Raw genomic sequence first — 21,242 nt, forward strand, 5'->3', positions numbered from 1 at the left:
CAAATACGCCAAGGCGTATTTGATATATGATATGTTTCCGGTTGTATAGCTGTTATTAGAATTGTCACAAATTATTCAAATGTTTCTCTAACCAATTGTGATAAAAATCACTGTTTTAGTAGGTTTTCACTATTAATATAGTGATTAGATTAGGAATGAACAATTTGTGAAATGCTTAAAATCGTCTAGATTTTAACAAATTGTTTTGTATTATGAAATTGTAAAAACCTTTGATAAAGGCTTAAAGGGGGGCGTAAGGAATGGCAAAGACACAGCTTACAAAGACAAACCAAAAAACAAAAATTGAAGATGAAAGAACTTCCTTAAAAGGGACATTGGCATCTGTAATTCTACTTGGACTTTTCTTAATTGTAACTTGGCTTGGTGTCTATTTCTTGTTCTTAGACAGATTGTAAAAACATGTCTACTAAGAAAATCGAGACAAGGGTATCAAAAAATGGCTTGTAATATTTTATGAAAAAACAGACAGAAAAAGAATGTGAAAATTTGAAAGGGGAAAAAGCCATGCATCTGCATAAATTTGAAAAAATATGGCTCACTTTTGGTATCGGAATCCTTATTGTATTCCTTATAGTTGTTGGTGTCGGCGCATTTGCGATGGGCCACAAGCCTGCAAGTAATATCCAAAAGATTGATCCTGAAAAGGTAACTGAAACAGCACCATTTGATAATCCTGGACTTGTTCATATTGGAGGCAATAAATACGAACTTAATCTTGTTGCTGAAGCATTTGCTTACACACCAAACACAATCCAAATTCCTAAAGGTGCTGAAGTAAAGATTAACGTAGTAACCAAAGACGTTGTTCACGGATTTGCAATTGCTGGTACAAACGTCAATATGATGGTTGAACCAGGTTATATCAGCAGCTATACACAAACATTTTCAAAGACTGGTGAATTCTTAGTGTTATGTAATGAATATTGTGGAGCTGGACACCACTTAATGATGTCGAAAGTTGAGGTGACTGAATAATGGCTAGTTCAATCGTTAAAGTAGACAAAAAAGATGCGAAATTAGCAATGGCTCACTTTTATGTAGCCTTCGCTGCTTTACTTTTAGGAGGTACTGCAGGTTTACTTCAGACACTTGTCCGTTCTGGAAAATTCACATTACCTGCAGGCATTGGCTACTATCAATTATTAACCGTTCACGGAGTTTTATTAGGACTTGTACTTACTACATTTTTTATCATCGGATTCTTATTTGCAAGCTTAAGTAAAACAGCAGGTACCCTATCTCCAAAGTTGCGTTTTGCAGGTTGGATTGGTTTTTGGACTATGACAATTGGAACTGCTTCTACAGCAACTACTATTCTATTAGGCGAAGCATCTGTTCTTTATACTTTCTACGCACCTCTACAAGCACATCCTTTCTTTTATATTGGACTGGCGCTTGTTATAGTGGGTAGCTGGATTGGTGGATTTGCAATGTTTTCCCATTTTGGAAAATGGAAAAAAGCAAATCCTGGTGAGGTTACACCGTTATTAAGTTTCATGGCGATTATGACAATGATTTTATGGTTAGTTGCAACACTTGGGGTTGCTGCATCAGTACTTATACAGTTTATTCCATGGTCATTTGGCTGGGTTGAAACAATTGATGTCCTTATTAGTAGAACATTATTCTGGTATTTCGGTCACCCTCTTGTATATTTTTGGTTATTACCAGCATACATGGCATGGTACGTTGTGATTCCTAAGGTAATCGGAGGAAAGATTTTCTCAGATGCCCTTGCAAGATTATCCTTTATTTTGTTCTTATTATTCTCAATTCCAGTTGGATTCCACCATCAGTTAACTGAACCTGGTATTGATCCAAATTGGAAGTTCTTACAAGTAGTGCTGACATTTATGGTTATTATTCCTTCATTAATGACTGCATTCTCATTGTTCGCTTCATTCGAACTGTATGGAAGATCAAAGGGTGCAACAGGATTATTCGGATGGTTTAGAAAGCTGCCTTGGGGAGATGCTCGTTTCTTCGCACCATTTGTTGGTATGTTATTCTTCATCCCTGCAGGTGCGGGTGGAATTATCAATGCAAGTAACCAAATGAACCAAGTGATTCATAATACGATTTGGGTAACAGGACACTTCCACTTAACTGCTGCAACAACTGTTGTATTAACATTCTTTGGTATTGCCTACTGGTTAATTCCACATTTAACTGGTCGTGTGATGACAAAAGCAATGAACAAACTTGCGATTGTACAAACAATCGTATGGACAATTGGTATGACATTCATGTCAACAGCCATGCACTTTGCTGGTTTACTAGGAGCACCAAGACGCTCTGCGTTCTCAACATATGGAGGTTCTGAGCAAGCAGCAGATTGGGTTCCTTATCAAATTGCACAAGCAATTGGTGGATCAATTCTCTTTATAGGAATCATCCTAATCCTTGTTATTTTTGTGAATCTTGCCTTTTTTGCACCTAAAGGCGAAACAGAATTCCCTGTAGGTGAAGTGGCAGAAGAAGCAGAGAAAACACCAATGATTCTTGAAAACTGGAAGCTTTGGGTTGGTGTAGTAGTAGTGCTTATTTTAATCGCATATTCAATTCCATTTGTTGATATGATTCAAAATGCACCACCAGGAGCAAAACCTTTCAAACATATACTCTAAATAACAAAAAAGCTACGCAATCACTGTTGCGTAGCTTTTCATTAATCAAATACGCCCTGGCGTATTTGTCGCCTAGATTTTTTCGAGCAAGCTCGAAAAATTTCCTTTGAAAATCTGTGGCATCCGCCGGAGGCATTAATTTTATTCAGCCTTCTGCTGAATAAAATTATAGGTTGTAAATCGAACGATATTTTTCTTCTAAGTACTGGATTAAATAGTTTGCGTTTAATCCTTCACCTGTCACTTCCTTGATGATTTCTAATGGCTTCTTAAGTTTTCCATATTGATGAATATGTTCAGTTAGCCATTCTCTAATTGGAAGTAGGTTCCCTTCTTCCAGCAATTCATCAAAGTTAGGAAGATCCTTTAACATCGCATTCTTAAATTGAGCGGCATACATATATCCTAGTGCATATGAAGGGAAATAGCCAAAGCTTCCACCTGCCCAGTGGACATCCTGTAATACCCCTTTTGCATCATTTTCTGGACGTATTCCTAAATACTCTTCATACTTCGCATTCCAGATTTCTGGTAGATCCTTCACTTCAATCTCATCATTAAAAAGACCTTTTTCAATTTCATAACGCACCATGACATGTAATGGATATGTTAATTCATCTGCTTCAATTCGAATCAATGATGGTTTTGATTCATTGATTGCTCGATAAAAGTCTTCTACAGAAACTTGATCAAACTGACCACTTGCATATTCTTTTAATTGTTCAAAGTTATTTCTCCAAAGTGAGAGACTACGTCCAATAATATTTTCATAAAATAGGGACTGGGATTCATGGATTCCCATCGAAGTGCCTTCTGCAAGGTTTGTTCCTACTAAATCAGGTGAAATATTTTGCTCATACAGTGCATGACCACCTTCATGGATGGTGCCAAAAACAGCTGTTCTAAAGTCATTTTTCACATAATTTGTAGTAATTCGAACATCCCCAGGGTTTAAGCTAATTTCGAATGGATGAACTGTTTCATCAAGGCGCCCTGCTTCGAAGTCATAACCCATTTTCTTAAGAATTTCCAGACTAAAATCATGTTGTTTTTCCTTTGGAAATTCCTTAAACAAAAAGGAAGTTTCAGGCTTATTTTGTGACTCGGTTACAGCTTTAACAAGTGGAACAATTTTTTCTCGTAACTGGGCAAATACTTGGTCGACTACCTCAACTGTTACCCCTGGTTCATACATATCAAGCAATGTGTTGTATTTGTTTCCTTCAAAGCCCCAGTAGCCTATAAATTTCTTCGTGAAATCGACGAGTTTTTCTAAATAAGGGCGGAACATATCAAAATCAGATTTTTCTTTAGCTTCCTCCCAAACGGATTCTGCTTTTGATTGTAGGATGACATACTCACGGAATTCATCAGCAGGAATCTTTTTGTTTCGTTCAAAATCCTTTTGACATTCCTCAACGACTTTCTTCGTAATTACACTAAGCTGCTGTTGTGCCTCAGGAGTTGTTAATTCTTTTAAATAGGCTTCCATTTCAATAGAAGTAGACATAGCAAAAACCTCTGATGAGAGCATTCCAATTACTTCAGAGCGCTGCTCCACTCCCTTTTTCGGAGCACCAGTACGTAAATCCCAATACATAACTCCAATTGCCTCATTAAAGCTTGTCATCTTTTTAACTAATTCAAGAAATGATTGCTTAGTTTGCTGTAATTGTTCAGACATTTTTCGTTCTCCCCTTTTAAATCGGATCAACCTTTGTCGGTAGTACATTTGTAATGTTATCTATGACTTGGTTGCTACTAATATCTTCTACAAGAATGCTAACAGTTCCTGCATCCTCACTTGAACGAATTAAACGACCCACGCCTTGTCTCAATCTTAATAGCATATATGGCAGATCAACCTGCTCAAATGCATTCTGAGATCTTTTTCTTTTTGCTTGAAAAACAGGGTCATTTGGCGGGAATGGCAATGACCATATAATGACGTTCGATAATGAAGGTCCTGGAATATCAAGGCCTTCCCATAATGAAACCGAACAAAGGATACTATGTTCATCATTTTGGAACTTGGAAACAAGTCCACTGATTTCCTGATCACCTTCAAATAAAAGTGGATATTTTTCATAGTTACAATTTTCTTTAAATGCTTGTAGCTCTTCCTTTGAATTAAATAAAAGTAATGCCCTACCGTCTGATTTTTCAATTTCATTCCATGCAAATTCGAATTTTGAACGGAACAAATCCTTAGAATTAAACACAGGCATCTGAATCTTCATCTGATTATCATAATCAAAAGGTGATTCTACTGTAAACGATTGATAGTTTTTAATTCCTAAACTCTTTGCAATATAATCAAAAGTTTTATTTTCAGATAAAGTGGCAGAAGAAAACACAAATGGAATCTTTTTCGAAAATACCTTTTCCGCTAAAATGGTTTCCACTGCTTGTGGCATAATGACTAGCGTGTAGCTTTCGCCATTTGCCTCACCCCAGTAAATTGCATCATTTTCGTCAGCAAATAGTTTTAATGAATATTCCATTTGATCCAAATATTCATCAACAATATGTAATTCGTATTGGTCAATCGTATACGTCTCTGCCTCAAACACAAGATTATTGCCAATTTCAACAATCATATGATGAAGCTTCTTCGCATCAGCAATTAAGTGGCCAGTCCGCTTGATATCCATCCGTTCAGAGCCTTCAACTGTATGACTATTTTCCTCGAGTCTACTATAAAAATGTTCATTTTGTTCAATCGTATCTTCGACTAATTGTGCAAATTCTTCGCGAATATCATTTTCTAATAGCCTTGTTAAGAGAGTTTCCAAGGTAGTTTCCTGAACACGATAGGTTAATGCTTTTTGCGCAGAGTATTCAAGTAAATGACCTTCATCGAAGACTACACTGCTACTTTCGGGTAAAAAAGGAAGCTGCCCTTCTCTTTTTCTGGCTTCCATAGTCCACACATGCTCCATATAAAAATCATGGGAACAGATAATTAAATCAACAGCCTTCCGATAATGATCTCTAGATAATGTGAGACCACAACGATGGCGCAAATCACATGAAAAACAATCCTGAAAGCTATCCCATGCGACGCTTCTCCATTCCTCATCCGTAAGCTCAGAATATGTTTTTCGATCCCCGTAATGATGGAATGTTTGCATAGTAGAGTGACTATGAACAAAATCTGGTAACTCATTATAAATTTGTGCAATTTTTTCATTTGTTGTTCGTCGAGTAGCATGATCCAATTTTCGCAAACAAAGATATTGGTCCTGTGCCTTCGCTAGACGAACATCAATATTTAAGTCTAATGCGTCAGCGATTTTTGCAATATCCCCTTCTGGCTTAACTAGCTGTTCAATTAAGGACTCGTCTGCACATGAGATGATTGCAGGCTTTCTCATATATCTCGCATAACAAAGCGCATATAACAGATAAACAATTGTTTTACCTGTACCTACACCTGCTTCAGCGAACACAATTGATTTTTCCTTAAATGCTTTTTCCAGCTGAAATGCCATAAAAATTTGCTCGTCGCGGAGCTCAAAGCCTTTTTCCGGAAGGATGTCGTAAAAAACATCACCAATCCACTCATTAAATTTATCAAAGAAATTTTCATTTCTGGATATTTGAAAGGGCAACCCTTCTCCAATCATATGTAAAACCCCCAAAACCAAGTTACGCGCCAATTTTTAATTATCTACTAGTCGATAGGTGAAGTCAATATCGAAGCAAAAGAAAACCCGCCGAAGCGAGTTTCCAAATAGTTTCATTCACTTTTATATCGTAAAAGATCAACATCTATTGCAGTTGAATGAGACATGGCCTGAAGAAGGTCATTTTTTGCTTGGACAATGGATTGTAAAGGATCCAGCTCTTCCCCTACTTCATTTTGGAGAGCCCTATATGTATCATTCAAAGCATCTTGAATTTTTTTGAAATCTAAGTAATTCATAGTTCATTCACTCCTGGAAATTTTATAAACACCAATAGAGTATATGTCCTTTTGAATTGAACTATTCATAAGAATTGCGCAAGTGCCTTGAAGTTGAACGTCTACTAAATACTGCCACATCCTGTGGCAAACGTAGACGTCAGCACATCCTCGAAAATGCTATGCATTTTCTTCGTGCGATCTTAAAGCTCTCGAAACTTTCCTTGTCCTGTGCAAGTCCTACAAGCATAAGAAAAGCTGGCGGGAAGGACGTAGTTTATCCTTCTTGACAGCTTGGCTAGACCAGAGAGGGGCTAGGCTCTGAAGCTAGATATGAATTGTTAAAATTTTAACGGTCTCTAGGCGGTCTTTTTCCCCAATATTGATAGTAGTCGGTTCGAATGAATCCGTTAAATAATTTACGTTTTTTCGTTGCTGGTTTGCCGTATAATTGTTCGAATTCAGGGTGTGAGGTAAGCATATAGACTGACCATGTATCAAATGATCGAAGAGCTTCCCCCATACCGCGATACATTTCTTCGACAGCCCTTTTTTCACCAAGTCTTTCCCCGTATGGAGGGTTTCCAACGATTACACCGTAATCCTTTGTTGTTGTAAAATCCCGAACCTGCATTTGTTTAAACTGAATCAGGTCTGAAAAACCCGCTTCATCTGCATTGTCCTTGGCTATTTGAATCATTCGGTGGTCAATATCAAAGCCGCTTATATCAAGAGGCTGATCATATTTGGCTAAATCCTCTACCTCCTGACGTGCTTCATCCCACGACTTTTTACCTATCCACTCCCAATCCTCAGATACAAAATCACGGTTAAAACCAGGTGCTATGTTTTGCCCAATTAATGCGGCTTCAATCGGAATTGTCCCTGAGCCACAAAATGGATCGACAAATGGTCTATCAGGTGTCCAGTTCGTAAGCATTACTAAGGTTGCGGCAAGTGTTTCTTTTAAGGGAGCCTCTCCTTGATCTACACGATAACCACGTTTATGTAACCCGACCCCACTGCAGTCAATTGTTAATGTAGCAACGTCCTTTAGCAATGCTACTTCAATGCGGAATAAAGGACCTGTTTCATCAAACCAGCCAGATGTTTTACGATAATGCTTCTTTAGGCTTTCAACTACTGCCTTTTTAACTATACTTTGGCAATCTGAGACACTAAAGAGCTTTGATTTTACTGATTTTCCGATGACAGGAAATTCTGCATTTTCCGGAATAATATCTCCCCAATTAAGGGCTTTTGTTTTTTCGAATAATTCATCGAAGGTTGTTGCTTTAAATTCTCCAACTTTTAGCTTAATACGATCTGCTGTTCTTAGCCAAAGATTGCTGCGGCAGATGGCTTGTTCATCAGCCTCAAACGTAACCTTTGCATTTTCAACCGTGCATTCATAGCCTAAATCCCGTACTTCTTTAGCAACGATTGATTCAATCCCCATTGCTGCTGTGGCAATAAGTGTAACTTTTCCCATTCACGTTCACCCTAACTATGTACATTCATCTATATAGTAAAAGAATAAAGAATATAAACTTGTAAAGCAAGATTTGCTTACAAGAAAGTTATGTATGAATACAAAAAGCTCTTCATCATGAAGAGCTTTGCTTCTTTATTCATCATGTAAATCTCGTTTAATTAATAACGTTCTGTAAGCCATGTTTTGTTCCATCGTACTTCAATCGGTAAAACGAATACCTCGTACTCCGGTGGCAATCATCTATCTACAGACGGTGAACCGCCTGTCCTTCTCCTTGTTCATTTCCAAGAGAGAAAGTGCCCCTACCATTATTTGGGTTTCTCGCTCGTGGGGTTTACCTCGTTCCACTCTTGTAATTTCTTACAAGACTTCGTCACTGTGGCACTTTAAAGGTAGTCAAACCATATCCAAATGGACTTAGGTTTTTTCCCTGCCGTTAGCAAAGATCAAATCCTCGCTACCCTAGCTTATTGTTTCGCTAGGCACGAACACTACGGTCATCTCAGACCGTGCGAGCATGGACTTTCCTCTGCAGGTTGCCCTGCAGCGATTACCCGAACGTTATTATTGTGTGCAAAAAATAGTATAGTAAAAAAACATTAAGATTGCAAGGGATAACACACTAGTAAATTTTTCAAATTCCTGATTAAAGGAACAAAGACTAAGAACTCGACGTACTATGACAACGTCTCTGTATCCCTCGTCATGTGGGTATTAATCATACAATTTACTACCAAATACATGTTTTTCAAGATTTGATAATCGTTTTAAAATATCAAAATTCGTTGTACCCGTTTGCGCCTGTGGTTGTTTCTTATAGGATTCCTCTAGTTGACGCTTTAATCGTAGATTTTCTTGTTGAAGCTCTTCAATTTCTTGATAAAACATTTCATAATCTTTAATAACCACATCTAAAAATTTATCAACTTCTTCTTGTCTATAGCCTTTCATACCTGATTTAAATTCTTTTTCAAGTATTTGTGTTGCTGTTAATTTAATTTTATCAGATAACATAAATTTCACCTCGATACACTTTCCCCATTATTCCTATGTCTATTTTTTCAAAAATTTCATGTATTGTCAATTTATATTAGCAAAGCTGCCATTTTAGTATTCGTTATTGGAATATTGTTCCTCTTCTACGATTACCTGAAGGTCGTATGCGTTAATCGTAATAAGTTGGTAGTCTTCATTTTCGCATTTTTTTTTCGCATCCGAATAAATATAACGTGGACTTCCATCCTTTTCTTCATCATATAATATTAATAATGCATCACTTTTGTCTAGAAAAAAAGCATTTTTTAGCCGGAATTGTGATGGATTATCATATTTCCGGTTTGTGATACTGTTTACATAGTCTGCTTGTGACAAAATAAATTGGTAGTATTCTCTGTTTGTTTCATTCCATTTTTCGTCTTGATCGAGGAATGGAGTAATGACAGCAAGCCTGAGGTTTGGATATTCCTCTTGAAGCTCATAGGTAATTTCAGCAGCCCAAAGCTCAACCCCAAGCTGCCCACTAACAATGACCCATTCAAGTCCCGCTTCAATTAATGTAATCAGCGCATTTTTAAGGGCTAATTTGATATATCGGATTCCAGGATGGTCTTGTCCAAATATTCCAAGCTCAAATGGTTTATAGCCTGTAATAGCAACAACCTTTATCATATCTAGACTCCTTTACCTATTAATTTTTGCTGAGGGAACACCAATATGTAAAACAGGAACCATTACAGTTCCTGTTGTGTTTTTGTTAGTTTTATTTGTTACGTTATTAGATTAAGTTATTTGATTAGCGGCCAAAAAATGGTCCTGGTGGTCTTGCTCCACAACTGAAGTGTTGATTTGTTACTTCATTCGCAACTGATTCTGTGTGTGGGAAATAATGCATATGTTGATACATATGATGATTTACGTGTTGCGTATGTGAAGGATGAATATGTGGAACAATTGTTTTACAGCAGTGATGTTGAACACAACATTTGGTTGGGTGAATAATAGGTCGCATTACATTTGTTGGACAAAACATTTTTTTATCTCCTTTCCTTCATCTGTCTTACAGTAATAGCCTATGAAAGAAGGGAGAGTCATGTACTAATCAAAACACCTATTTTTTAAAGGATGTTTAAAAAATGCTCCGTTTTGACACCAATTTATATTAAAAAAAGGCATATGAGCCGTCTTTTATTCCGGTTAACACAAGGACAATTAATACTAAAACAAAAAAGTATAGAAATAAAATTTTCTTATACATTTCATTCTCTCCATCTAAAATAATATTTCCTTTACACAAAACATTATTTTACATGGTATTACATTATTCTACAATGACAAATGAAGGAAGTCTCCGAATCTTCATATAATCGACAAATACAACGCGAAAAACCACTAATTTTGCGCTTACCTGGGTAATATTTTCTAACTTTTTTGAAATTTCCTATTTATTCTTGTGATTCTTTTCTTAAACTCGTTTTCAAATCTATCATTTTTTTCCTTATTTCCTGCGCTTTTCGTTTCTTTCCATCTTAAGTATCCACTATTTGCAAAGTCCCAAGCCGCTTCGTAATCCTTACTGCGATGCTCATAATATTTAGAAAGCTCTATACTTGCTACAACCGCATCATGATCATCACCATATTCATGGACCTCCATAAATAGCCTCATTGCTTCTTCAAGCTTTTTCTCTTTTTTTGAAAGAAAAGCAAGGGCAAGTTTTGCCTTCGTTTCCTTTTCTGAATCTACATCCACTACTTGCTCATATAATTCCTTTGCTTTTCTAGTCTCACCTAAAACCTCAAGCCATCTCGCTACTTCGTATTTATCGGAAGTATACTTATTTTTTTCGTTCAAAATCAAAGCACCTGATAAATGGATGTATAGTGTCAATAAGGACAATATATCGATTTCATTATGTCGCATGACACCAAAGATTCCATCAGGCATCTGATTTTCCACAAAATCAAAATAAAGAATCGGTGCTAGATACCCCGGAACATCACCTTCACGATTGATATCTAAAATTTCCTTTTCGACATTTGATAGTCTCACAGAATCCAGTTTATTTTTCCAAAGCCTTCTAGCTGCATGATACAAATCGAAATGTCCAAAATCCGGTAACTTAGGAAGTGCATCCCGAATTAAAGTATGCCTTGTTTTTACTTGTGGCCAATCAAAGGATTTTCCATTATATGTGACGAGAGTTGTATAATCAACACTTGAAAGGAAGCTTTGGTAAAGGGCAACCTCAGCTCCAGGATTAGGTAAAAAATGTTGGGTGAGAACAACTTTATCCTCATGGACCCTTGCATGGCCTAATATAAAAATGGTGTTGCCTACCCCTCCTCCTAAACCAGTTGTTTCCGTGTCAAAGAAAAATAAATCGGAAAGTTGATGTCCTTTTGCGGACAATGGATGCTTTATTGGAGATGAATTCCACATTTCAATAATATCGTTTAATTTGGAAAACGAATATAAACCATGCTGATAATCCAATGGATATTCCACTTTCCTAACCATGCAGTACGTTCCATCAAAATAAAAGGGTTGCGCTCCAAATTCTTTCCATTTATCAAGAAAAGGAATTCCTTCCACAGTAACAGAAGATTCGACAGATTTCGATTTCCCTTCATCTTCTTTTACAATATGATTTTTTAACCGGTTTAATTTCCCTTTAATCGACATAATGAAACTCCTTTAATATTTTCCGTGTTTTAGCTTTGAAATTAATGTTAGTGCATCCGTTTTAGCCCGCTCATTGATCACGTCTGTCCCAATGCAGGAAGGACAACCTGATTCACAGGAACATTTTTGAATTAATTCCTGAGATTCATTGAGGAGATTTTCCATAGCCTCATAGATTTTTTCACTCAACCCTATTCCACCTGGATAACGATCGTATAGAAAGATTGTGGGCTGCTCATTGTGTACGGCTTTCACCTGTGGAACAACATGTAAGTCTGATGGGTCACACATTGTCAACAGTGGAGCAACATGCCTTAATACATTTGCAACACCTACTAACCCTTCCTCAATCCGTTGGTCACTTAATCCCTCAAGCTCTGATTTTTTCAGACTTACCCACGCAGAGGATGTATGGAGCTCTTCTTCTGGTAGATGAATCGGTCCTGAACCGATATTCTCATGGGTTTCAAATTTTATTTTCTTAAAAATCGTCGCCATCGCTTGAACGGATACATCTCCGTAGCCAATTTCGATTGAATCATTTGCACGTTCCTTATCAACCTCCAAAACTCGAAGACTAACAGCTAAGTTTGCATCTGTGAAATAATCAACATCTACTTCTCTCACAAAAGCTTTCTTTTCTTCCCAATCTAACTTTTCTACCTGGAATTGAACACCTTGGTGCAAATAAATCGCTTCATCATGAAGTAATGTCATCGCACTAAATCGGTCCATTTCTCCGATCACCTTCACAGCAGCAATGTCTGTTTGGTCGATGATGACAACATTCTCTTGGGAAGCTGACCGCAGGCTAATATTGTGCGCTGGAAAGGAATCATTCATCCAATACCATTTATCCCCATTTTGATGGAGGACTCTTTCCTCTGTTAAAAATTCTAGGATATCTTCAAGATCAAGGTCACCAAATGTATCCCCTGAATGAAACGGCAATTCATAAGCAGCACACTTAATATGGTCAATTAATATCACAAGATTATTAGGATTAATACGAGCTGTTTCAGGATTTCTACTAAAAAAGTATTCTGGGTTTTGAATCATATATTGATCAAGTGGATTGGAGCTTGCAACCATGAAGATGACAGCTTCCCCTTGGCGTCGACCAGCACGGCCTGCCTGCTGCCAAGCACTAGCAATGGTTCCAGGGTAGCCGGTCATAATACAAACCTGAAGTTGCCCTATGTCAACCCCTAATTCAAGGGCATTTGTGCTGACAACGCCGTAAATATCACCATTCCGAAGTCCCTGTTCTATTTCGCGACGTTGTTTTGGCAAATACCCACCACGATAACCCCGGATTGCTTTTGGTCCAAGCTTATTTTTAACAAGCTCCTGCAAATACGTTAGGATAATTTCCACTCTCACCCTGCTTCGCGCAAAAACAATTGTCTGTATTTTATTTTGTAAAAATTCACTCGCAAGTTTCCGAACCTCAAGTGTCGCACTTCTTCGAATATTGAGCGGTTTATTGACAATAGGTGGATTGTAAAAAACAAAATGCTTTCTACCAGTTGGTGCACCATTGTTTTCAATTAATTCCATTTTAGTTCCGGTCAAGTTTTCAGCGAGTTCCTGTGGATTAGCAATGGTTGCAGATGTACACATAAAAATCGGATTACTTCCATAAAACTCGCAAATTCGTTTCAAACGTCTAATGACATTTGCGACATGGCTTCCGAACACACCACGATAAGTATGTAGCTCATCAATTACCACATATTTTAGATTTTCAAATAACGAAACCCATTTTGTATGATGAGGTAGAATAGCCGAATGCAGCATATCTGGATTTGTTATGACAATATGCCCTGCCTTTCGTACCTTTTGGCGAATGTTTGCAGGTGTATCACCATCATATGTATAGCTGTTAATGGCTACTCCCATTTCCTCAATAATTTCATTTAGTTCACTTTTTTGATCTTGAGCCAATGCTTTTGTTGGGAATAAATAAAGTGCACGCGCCTGATCATTTTCAACAATCGTTTGTAAAACGGGAAGATTGTAGCAAAGTGTCTTACCTGATGCTGTTGGTGTAACAGCAACGAAATTCTCTCCACTTCGCGTTATTTCATAAGCTGAATGCTGATGGGTATATAACTGATGTATCCCTCTTCTGTATAATGCTTCTCGTAATCTATCATCAATTGATACCGGCATCTCCATCGTTTTAGCAGAGGTTTCCTCAATCGTATGCCAATGAACAATGTTTTTTGCGTATTGTGGGTTTTCTTTTATGAAATCCATTAATTCATGGATATTTTTCCGAAACTTCATTATAAATCACCTCAGAATTTCTACATACTATTTTACAGAATAAATGTTCGTTTTTGAAGTGATTTCATATAAATGTCCGATTGGTATTTTTAACATACAAAAAAGCACACCCTAAGGCATGCTTTTATTCATGTTCCACAAAAAGTTCGATATGGTTTGTTTGATGTTTCTGGTGGTTTAGCGTATTCAGACTGCTCCTCGGAGTGTTCAAAAGGATCCTTTAGCACTTCTAAGAGTTTCCCCATAACACTGTAATTACCTTCCACAGCCGCCTCAAGTGCTTCTTCAACACGATGATTTCTCGGTATGACAGCTGGATTAGACGTTCGCATTAAATCCTTTATCTCTTCTTCTGTTTTCTTCTGTCTGTTTTGTCTTTCCTTCCACTTTCTCTGCCAATTTTTAAAAGCATTGTTTCTACAAATTGAAAGGCTATCAAGTGTATCAAAGGTTAAAGCGACAAATGTATTCGTATAATCTGCTTGGTTTTGTTCCATCCATTCTAGGAATTCTTCAATAAGTTCCTTATCTTCATCCTCTTGATCGAATAAGCCAAGCTTTGCTCTCATTCCGTTCAGCCAATTTACTCGATAAATACCGTTGTATTTCGTTATTTCATCTTGGGCTAATTGAAGTGCCTGTTCCTCATTTTCATGAAGTAAAGGTAATAAACTTTCAGCAAATCGAGCAAGATTCCAACCACCGATATATGGCTGGTTGCCATATGCATAACGTCCTCCTGTGTCAATAGAACTGAACACAGTTTTTGGGTCATATGTATCCATAAATGCACAAGGACCATAATCAATGGTTTCTCCGCTTATTGCCATATTATCTGTGTTCATAACACCATGAATAAACCCTATAAGCTGCCATTTCGCAATTAAGGCTGCTTGACGTTCGATTACCTCACGTAAAAGAGCAAGATAGCGGTGTGCCTCATCCTTAATTTCGGGGTAATGACGGTCAATCGTATAATCTGCTAATCTCCGTAGTTCATCTATTTTTCCAAGTCCTGTAATAAATTGAAACGTACCAACCCGAATATGACTTGAGGCAATACGTGTAAGAATTGCACCAGGTAGAACCGTTTCTCGGTAAATAGGTTCACCTGTTGTGACTACAGCTAAGCTCCTAGTCGTCGGTACACGTAATCCATGCATAGCTTCGCTAATGATATACTCACGCAACATTGGTCCAATTGCAGCACGACCATCGCCACCGCGTGAATAAGGTGTGCGGCCCGCCCCCTTCAACTGTATATCAAAGCGAGTATCAACAGGTGTAATCTGTTCACCGAGCAACACCGCACGGCCGTCTCCAAGCATCGTAAAATGGCCAAACTGGTGACCAGCATAGGCTTGGGCAATAGGTTCAGCACCAGCTGGTATACTATTTCCAGCAAAGAACTCTGTACCTTTTTCCAAGAAGGCCTTTACATTTAAACCGAGTGATTCTGCCAAATGTTTATTAAAGATAACTAGCTCAGGTTCATGTACAGGTGATGGATTTGTTTTAGAATATAATTCTTTTGGCAACTCTACATAGCTGTTGTCAAAGTTCCAACCCATTTCACTATTCGTAATCATAAACACCCCTTTTCCCTTTTTAGTATTACTGCATTCTTAAAAAATACCAAAGAAAATTTGTAAATGTGTTGACTTGAGATTCCATTTCTGTTTGTATAAAAGACTGCTGAAATGGTTTTATTAATGGCTGTAGCACGCTTTTTCGAATCCGTTTCCGCTGTAACTCTGACACAATCGTATCATAAAGATCTTGCTGATCCACTGTAAATGTTGCTTCCTGCTCTAATTTTTTTGCTAAATCTAATAGTTCTTCATGTGTTAGTACCTTTCGATCAATTCTTGCTTGGAGAAAATGAAGTGATGATGGATCAAGCAAGGTACTCTCTTTTTCAACCATGATTGGAATAATCGCCTCTAAATATGTAAGCACAACTTCGACGATACGATGAACAGATTGTTCACTATTCGTAATCTTAATTGTAAACAGGATATAATGCATCATTCCGTAAAAGAGAATCGAGAGTTCAAACCCATATTGCCTTATTTCATCGCCATAAACATCAACAAATCGTCCCCCTAACCACTCCAATTCATGGATGCGATGATGCATCACCATTTTTTTTAGCTCAATTTCATTTGAATTTAAAATCGATTCAAAAATGGTATTAAGATTTCGTTCCTTATTTAATTTGGTCAAAATCGAAATTTGGTCTATTAATACAGTACGGTCTGTCTCATCCTTACCAACCTGCATCTCCATTCGAATTTGGCTTGCATCATAACGCAATCCTTCTAATATTTCAGCGATACAATCATTTTTATTTGAGAAATAATTATAAAAAGTTCCTTTTGAAATATTCGCATGTTCAATAATTTCTTGTATGGATGTTTGTTGAAATCCTTTCTCAACAAACAATTTCAACGCTGCTTCTGCCACTCGTCTCCTACGCTTATTCATACGCCCTCCACTAATTTCTTTTATATTCTAAGTCGCCATTTATTTTCTTTCACAAGAATATTATACCTTAAGTATAAATTTATTGCATAAATTGAACTTGTGGTATAAAATCATTCAAGTAATAATTCAACGAATGAATTGAGGGGATACATTTATGGATTCAACATTACAAGAAAAAAAGCCTCCGTATTTAATGTTAGCAATACTATTTGTTGGGGCATTTGTTTCATTTTTAAATAACTCATTATTAAACGTTGCTTTACCATCTATAATGATTGATTTGAATATTGAAAATTACTCAACCGTCCAATGGCTTATAACAGGATATATGCTAGTGAGTGGTGTGTTAATTCCAGCTTCAGCATTTCTAATTACTAGGTTCTCGAACCGAAGCCTTTTTATTACATCCATGCTTATCTTTACAATCGGTACTGCCATGGCTGCATTCGCACCAAACTTTGGAGTATTAATTGCTGGACGTATGGTCCAAGCAGCAGGCTCTTCTGTAATGGGACCACTATTGATGAACATTATGCTTGTTAGTTTCCCGCTTGAAAAACGTGGCTCAGCAATGGGTGTATTCGGATTGGTTATGATTACGGCACCTGCAATCGGTCCGACCTTATCGGGTTATGTTGTCGAGCATTACGACTGGCGCGTATTATTTGAGATGATTTTACCGCTTGCAGTGATTAGTTTAGTGCTAGCGATTTGGAAGTCTAAAAACGTGATGGAAGTTAATAAAAATGCAACAATCGACCACCTTTCTGTTATCTTATCAACAATTGGTTTTGGTGGACTACTATACGGATTCAGTTCTGTAAGCAATGATGGATGGACAGATACCCTTGTTTTAACATCTCTAATCATTGGTGGGATTACGTTAATCTTATTTATTTTACGTCAATTGAAATTAGATAAACCAATTCTCGATTTAAGAGCTTATAAATACCCAATGTTTACACTAGCATCCGTTATTGCCATTGTAAACGCGGTAGCGATGTTCTCTGGAATGATTCTAACTCCTGCCTATGTGCAAAATGTTCGCGGAATATCGCCATTTGAATCTGGTTTAATGATGCTTCCAGGGGCCATTGTGATGGGGATTATGTCACCGATCACTGGTAAATTATTTGATAAATTTGGTCCACGTCTTCTATCAATTTGTGGTCTTATCATTACAGCAGTATCAACCTATTTATTAACACAATTACAGGTAGATTCTTCATACACCTATATCATTACAGCATACACTCTTCGTATGTTCGGAATGTCGATGGTCATGATGCCGATTATGACAAACGGATTAAATCAGTTGCCAGCAGATCTATATCCACATGGGACAGCGATCAATAATACCGCTCAACAAGTTTCTGGCTCTATCGGAACAGCCGTTTTAGTAACGATCATGAATAGTGTTGCTAAAACTGAAGGTGAAAGCCTAGTAGCAACAATCGATCCATCAACATTAACTGAAAGCACACAGGATCTTATTGGCCAACAAGCATTACTTGCGGGAATTAATTATTCCTTCATTGTTGCCCTAGGTATTAATATAGTTGCATTAGTTTTAGCATTGTTTATTAAACGAGTAGATGTAAGCGGAAAGGGAGATCCAACGCTTGGAAAAGCAAATCCAGTTAAGACCGCTACGAATTAGTAAAATGACCCCTGACTCTTTTCAGGGGTTTTTCTTTTTTTCTTTCTTAACATCAAAAAAACAGATTCTAAAATTAGAATCTGTTTTGAACGGTTTATATTTGGTTCGTTACGCTTTATGAACATTAGCGGCTTGTGGCCCACGGCTACCTTCTTCGATATCGAAAGTAACTTCTTGACCTTCTTCTAACGTTTTGAACCCGTCGCCTTGAATTGCTGAAAAGTGTACGAATACATCGTCTCCACCTTCAACTTCGATAAATCCAAAGCCTTTTTCACTGTTAAACCATTTTACTTTTCCTTGTGCCATTTTGTTTCCTCCTATGTAATGCAACAAAATTTTGTTGCAAGGTATTGCATGAATTATTATGTCCATAGGAAAACGATTTTATAACCCTAAATTCTTTCTGTTTTAAAAAAAAGATTCTAGGATGGAGGAAACAAGCATTCATTCTATGCTAAAAAGCTCTTATTATGGTTGTTGACAACCTGTAATAATCTTGTATTTGTCTCCATTTCAGAACCACACAATGGACAGCTTGGTTCTGTAGTACTCTTAAAATTATCTCGTACCCATCCCTTACATTCCTCAGATGTGCATTCCCACACCTTCGTTTCCTCAGTAACAATTTCTTCGACTGGTCTTCTTCCAAAAGCCATTCAAATCATCTCCTTCGTTTTGGTTGGCACGAAACTCCCAGTTAGACAATAAAAAAACTTATTATAAAAAGTCGTTCTAAGAGCGCTTAGCGCTACTACGGCTAACTTTGCCTTTAGGGCATTTGTTAATGCCGAGCTTCCATGAGAAACTCCTTATAATAAGCATTACTGTTAATTTTATCTCTATTGGTAATTATTATACCACTTTCTGCCTATATTTGTAAAACCAACGCATTAATCATCATATAAATGACAAGCCGTGAAGTGGGATGGCTTCACTTCCTTCCAATTTGGAATCTCAATTGCACATCGTTCCATTGCATATTTACATCTAGTTCGGAACACACAACCCGATGGTGGAGATAATGGACTGGGGACCTCTCCTTCTAATACAACTCGCTCCCGTTTCACAGCAGGGTCAGGAATTGGAACCGCCGACAGCAAAGCTTTTGTGTATGGATGGAGTGGATCATCATTTAGTGACCCACTATCCGAAAGCTCAACCATGTTCCCTAAGTACATCACGAGGATTCGGTCTGAAATGTATTTGACCATTGATAAATCATGGGCAATAAATAAATATGTCAAATCCATTTTTTCCTGCAGGCTCTTTAACAGATTAACTATTTGTGCCTGGATTGATACATCCAAAGCTGAAATGGGTTCATCACAGACAATAAATTTTGGATTAAGAGCCAATGCCCTCGCAATTCCGATCCGTTGTCTTTGTCCTCCACTAAATTCGTGTGGGAATCGATTAGCATGCTCTGGACGAAGCCCGACTAACTCTAGAAGCTCCTTCACCCGCTCTTTTCTTTTTTTGCCTTTTGCGAGATGATGGATATCAAGCGGCTCCCCAATAATATCCTCAATCTTCATCCTTGGATTTAATGAAGCGTACGGATCTTGGAAAATAATTTGCATATCCTTGCGGAGCTCCTTCATTTGCTTTTGATTAAGCTTATAAATATTTTCCCCTTCAAAAAGAACCTCGCCGGCAGATGGTTCAATTAACCGAATAATTGTTTTTCCTGCTGTTGATTTACCACAGCCACTCTCACCTACCAGCCCCACCGTTTCCCCTTTATAGATGATTAAATTTAAATCATCTACAGCTTTTAGAGGCATCTTCTGGATGGAAAAGTATTTCTTCACATTTTTCACTTCTAGCAATTTTTGCGCTTTTTCAGCCACTTTTCGACCTCCTCCTTAGACGAAATTAATACGATTTTTAGCCATCGGATGATTTAACCAACATGAGCTGTACTGCGTCGGGCTAATACCTTCATATTCTGGTTTATGTTCTGCACAAATTTTCATTGCCATTTCACATCTCGGATAAAATGAACAGCCCTTTGGTGGGTCAAGTAAATCCGGAGGGGTGCCAGTAATGGTTGATAATTTTTCATGCTTATCCATATCCAGTCGTGGTACTGATTTTAACAAGCCCTTCGTATACGGATGGGTCGGATTGGAGAAGATTTCCTCGACACTGCCTGATTCCACTATTTCACCTGCATACATCACAACAACCTTTCTGCACATTTCGGCTACCACACCAAGGTCATGCGTAATTAAAATAATGGAAGTATCGGTTTTAATCTGCAGCTCTTTCATTAGTTGTAAAATTTGCGCTTGGATGGTCACATCAAGTGCAGTAGTAGGTTCATCAGCAATTAAAAGCCTCGGCCTGCAAGCAAGGGCGATTGCGACCATAACACGCTGCCTCATACCACCAGAAAATTCATGAGGATATTGATGGATTCTCTTCTCAGGCTGAGGAATCCCCACCATTTCAAGCATTTGTATAGCTTGCTCGAGTGCCTGCTTTTTTGGAATCTTTGTATGTCGAGTAATGCCTTCTGCTATTTGAATCCCAATTTTAGTCGTAGGGTTTAACGATGTCATGGGATCCTGAAAAATCATCCCGACCTCATTTCCTCTTATTTTTTCCATCGCTTTTTCAGATTTTTGGACAATATTTTCTCCATTCAAAATGATAGTCCCACTTTCAATTTTTGCTTGTGGGGATGGAAGCAGTCTCATAATTGATTTGGCCGTCACACTTTTTCCACAGCCCGATTCACCAACAATTGCAATTGCTTCCCCTTTTTCAACTGAGAAAGAAACTCCTCTAACCGCCTTTACCTTCCCTGCACTTGTATCAAACGAAACATGCAAATCATTGATTTCTAATATATTTTCCATCTATTATTTCCCCCCTATAATCAAATGCGCCTAGTCGTATTTACGCCCAGATTTTTTAGGCCCACGTGATGTTGGTCACGAAGACGAAGACATCAGGACGTGGCGTTCTTAGTCTTTAATCATCTTATGAGCGAAAAGTTTCCTTTAAAAATCGCATGTCTCCGCCGGAGGCTTTAACTTTATTTAGCAGGGGCTTGACCTCCGC

19 protein-coding genes and 1 other RNA gene are annotated in these 21,242 nt (G+C 37.7%); 4 read left to right on the plus strand and 16 right to left on the minus strand.

Going from position 1 to position 21,242, the window contains the following annotated elements:
• Window positions 1-260 precede the first annotated feature (260 nt).
• The 3 genes from V7097_RS10060 (at window position 261) to V7097_RS10070 (ending at window position 2,648) form a co-directional block, all read left to right on the plus strand.
• Window positions 261-416 carry a cytochrome c oxidase subunit 2A gene (locus tag V7097_RS10060; RefSeq protein ID WP_335703478.1) on the plus strand — a complete coding sequence of 52 codons (156 nt, stop codon included), beginning with the start codon at window positions 261-263 and terminating at the stop codon, window positions 414-416.
• Between the two features lie 109 nt (window positions 417-525).
• Window positions 526-996, plus strand: coding sequence for a cytochrome c oxidase subunit II (locus tag V7097_RS10065; RefSeq protein ID WP_335703479.1), 471 nt, complete (start codon window positions 526-528; stop codon window positions 994-996).
• Window positions 996-2,648: a b(o/a)3-type cytochrome-c oxidase subunit 1 gene (locus V7097_RS10070; RefSeq protein ID WP_335703480.1), complete on the plus strand. Its 1,653-nt coding sequence runs from the start codon at window positions 996-998 to the stop codon at window positions 2,646-2,648. The genes V7097_RS10065 and V7097_RS10070 overlap by 1 nt, the downstream gene beginning before the upstream one ends.
• 166 nt (window positions 2,649-2,814) lie before the next feature.
• Here V7097_RS10070 and V7097_RS10075 read toward each other — a convergent pair whose 3' ends face one another.
• The 12 genes from V7097_RS10075 to V7097_RS10130 all read right to left on the minus strand — a co-directional run bounded on the left by V7097_RS10075 (window position 2,815) and on the right by V7097_RS10130 (window position 16,510).
• Window positions 2,815-4,332, minus strand: coding sequence for a carboxypeptidase M32 (locus tag V7097_RS10075; protein ID WP_335703481.1), 1,518 nt, complete (start codon window positions 4,330-4,332; stop codon window positions 2,815-2,817).
• 16 nt (window positions 4,333-4,348) lie between these two features.
• Window positions 4,349-6,277 carry an ATP-dependent DNA helicase gene (locus V7097_RS10080; protein ID WP_335703482.1) on the minus strand — a complete coding sequence of 643 codons (1,929 nt, stop codon included), beginning with the start codon at window positions 6,275-6,277 and terminating at the stop codon, window positions 4,349-4,351.
• Between the two features lie 113 nt (window positions 6,278-6,390).
• Complete coding sequence (locus V7097_RS10085) at window positions 6,391-6,576, minus strand: hypothetical protein (RefSeq protein ID WP_335703483.1); 186 nt, start codon at window positions 6,574-6,576, stop codon at window positions 6,391-6,393.
• 328 nt (window positions 6,577-6,904) lie between these two features.
• A complete protein-coding gene (locus V7097_RS10090; RefSeq protein ID WP_335703484.1) occupies window positions 6,905-8,047 on the minus strand; it encodes a THUMP domain-containing class I SAM-dependent RNA methyltransferase in 1,143 nt (380 codons plus the stop codon).
• A 170-nt stretch (window positions 8,048-8,217) separates the two neighbouring features.
• An RNA gene (rnpB, locus tag V7097_RS10095) (RNase P RNA component class B) lies at window positions 8,218-8,612 on the minus strand.
• A 152-nt stretch (window positions 8,613-8,764) separates the two neighbouring features.
• On the minus strand, window positions 8,765-9,064 hold the full coding sequence (gene gpsB, locus V7097_RS10100) for a cell division regulator GpsB (protein WP_335703485.1): 300 nt from the start codon (window positions 9,062-9,064) through the stop codon (window positions 8,765-8,767).
• A gap of 93 nt (window positions 9,065-9,157) precedes the next feature.
• Window positions 9,158-9,715, minus strand: a complete 558-nt coding sequence (locus tag V7097_RS10105; protein WP_335703571.1) for a DUF1273 domain-containing protein — start codon at window positions 9,713-9,715, stop codon at window positions 9,158-9,160.
• Window positions 9,716-9,842: 127 nt separating this feature from the next.
• The gene (locus tag V7097_RS10110) at window positions 9,843-10,079 is read right to left on the minus strand and encodes a spore coat protein (protein ID WP_335703486.1); all 237 of its coding nucleotides are present in this window, start codon (window positions 10,077-10,079) and stop codon (window positions 9,843-9,845) included.
• 389 nt (window positions 10,080-10,468) lie between these two features.
• Window positions 10,469-11,731: a ribonuclease H-like domain-containing protein gene (locus V7097_RS10115; protein WP_335703487.1), complete on the minus strand. Its 1,263-nt coding sequence runs from the start codon at window positions 11,729-11,731 to the stop codon at window positions 10,469-10,471.
• 12 nt (window positions 11,732-11,743) lie between these two features.
• A complete protein-coding gene (locus V7097_RS10120) occupies window positions 11,744-14,023 on the minus strand; it encodes a DEAD/DEAH box helicase (RefSeq protein WP_335703488.1) in 2,280 nt (759 codons plus the stop codon).
• A gap of 128 nt (window positions 14,024-14,151) precedes the next feature.
• Window positions 14,152-15,612, minus strand: coding sequence for a protein adenylyltransferase SelO (locus V7097_RS10125; protein WP_335703489.1), 1,461 nt, complete (start codon window positions 15,610-15,612; stop codon window positions 14,152-14,154).
• A gap of 25 nt (window positions 15,613-15,637) precedes the next feature.
• A complete protein-coding gene (locus V7097_RS10130; protein WP_335703490.1) occupies window positions 15,638-16,510 on the minus strand; it encodes a TetR/AcrR family transcriptional regulator in 873 nt (290 codons plus the stop codon).
• A 154-nt stretch (window positions 16,511-16,664) separates the two neighbouring features.
• Here V7097_RS10130 and V7097_RS10135 point away from each other — a divergent pair, with 154 nt between their 5' ends.
• Entirely contained in the window at window positions 16,665-18,170 is a 1,506-nt protein-coding gene (locus V7097_RS10135; RefSeq protein WP_335703491.1) for an MDR family MFS transporter, read from the plus strand.
• Window positions 18,171-18,278: 108 nt separating this feature from the next.
• Here V7097_RS10135 and cspD read toward each other — a convergent pair whose 3' ends face one another.
• The 4 genes from cspD to V7097_RS10155 all read right to left on the minus strand — a co-directional run bounded on the left by cspD (window position 18,279) and on the right by V7097_RS10155 (window position 21,037).
• Window positions 18,279-18,479, minus strand: a complete 201-nt coding sequence (gene cspD, locus V7097_RS10140) for a cold-shock protein CspD (protein WP_335703492.1) — start codon at window positions 18,477-18,479, stop codon at window positions 18,279-18,281.
• Window positions 18,480-18,622: 143 nt separating this feature from the next.
• The gene (locus tag V7097_RS10145; protein WP_335703493.1) at window positions 18,623-18,829 is read right to left on the minus strand and encodes a cold-shock protein; all 207 of its coding nucleotides are present in this window, start codon (window positions 18,827-18,829) and stop codon (window positions 18,623-18,625) included.
• Window positions 18,830-19,063: 234 nt separating this feature from the next.
• Window positions 19,064-19,957: an ABC transporter ATP-binding protein gene (locus V7097_RS10150; RefSeq protein WP_335703572.1), complete on the minus strand. Its 894-nt coding sequence runs from the start codon at window positions 19,955-19,957 to the stop codon at window positions 19,064-19,066.
• Between the two features lie 81 nt (window positions 19,958-20,038).
• Window positions 20,039-21,037: an ABC transporter ATP-binding protein gene (locus V7097_RS10155; RefSeq protein WP_335703494.1), complete on the minus strand. Its 999-nt coding sequence runs from the start codon at window positions 21,035-21,037 to the stop codon at window positions 20,039-20,041.
• Window positions 21,038-21,242 lie beyond the last annotated feature (205 nt).

This window comes from Bacillus sp. JJ1562 (assembly GCF_036962705.1).
Classification (GTDB): domain Bacteria; phylum Bacillota; class Bacilli; order Bacillales; family Bacillaceae_L; genus Ferdinandcohnia.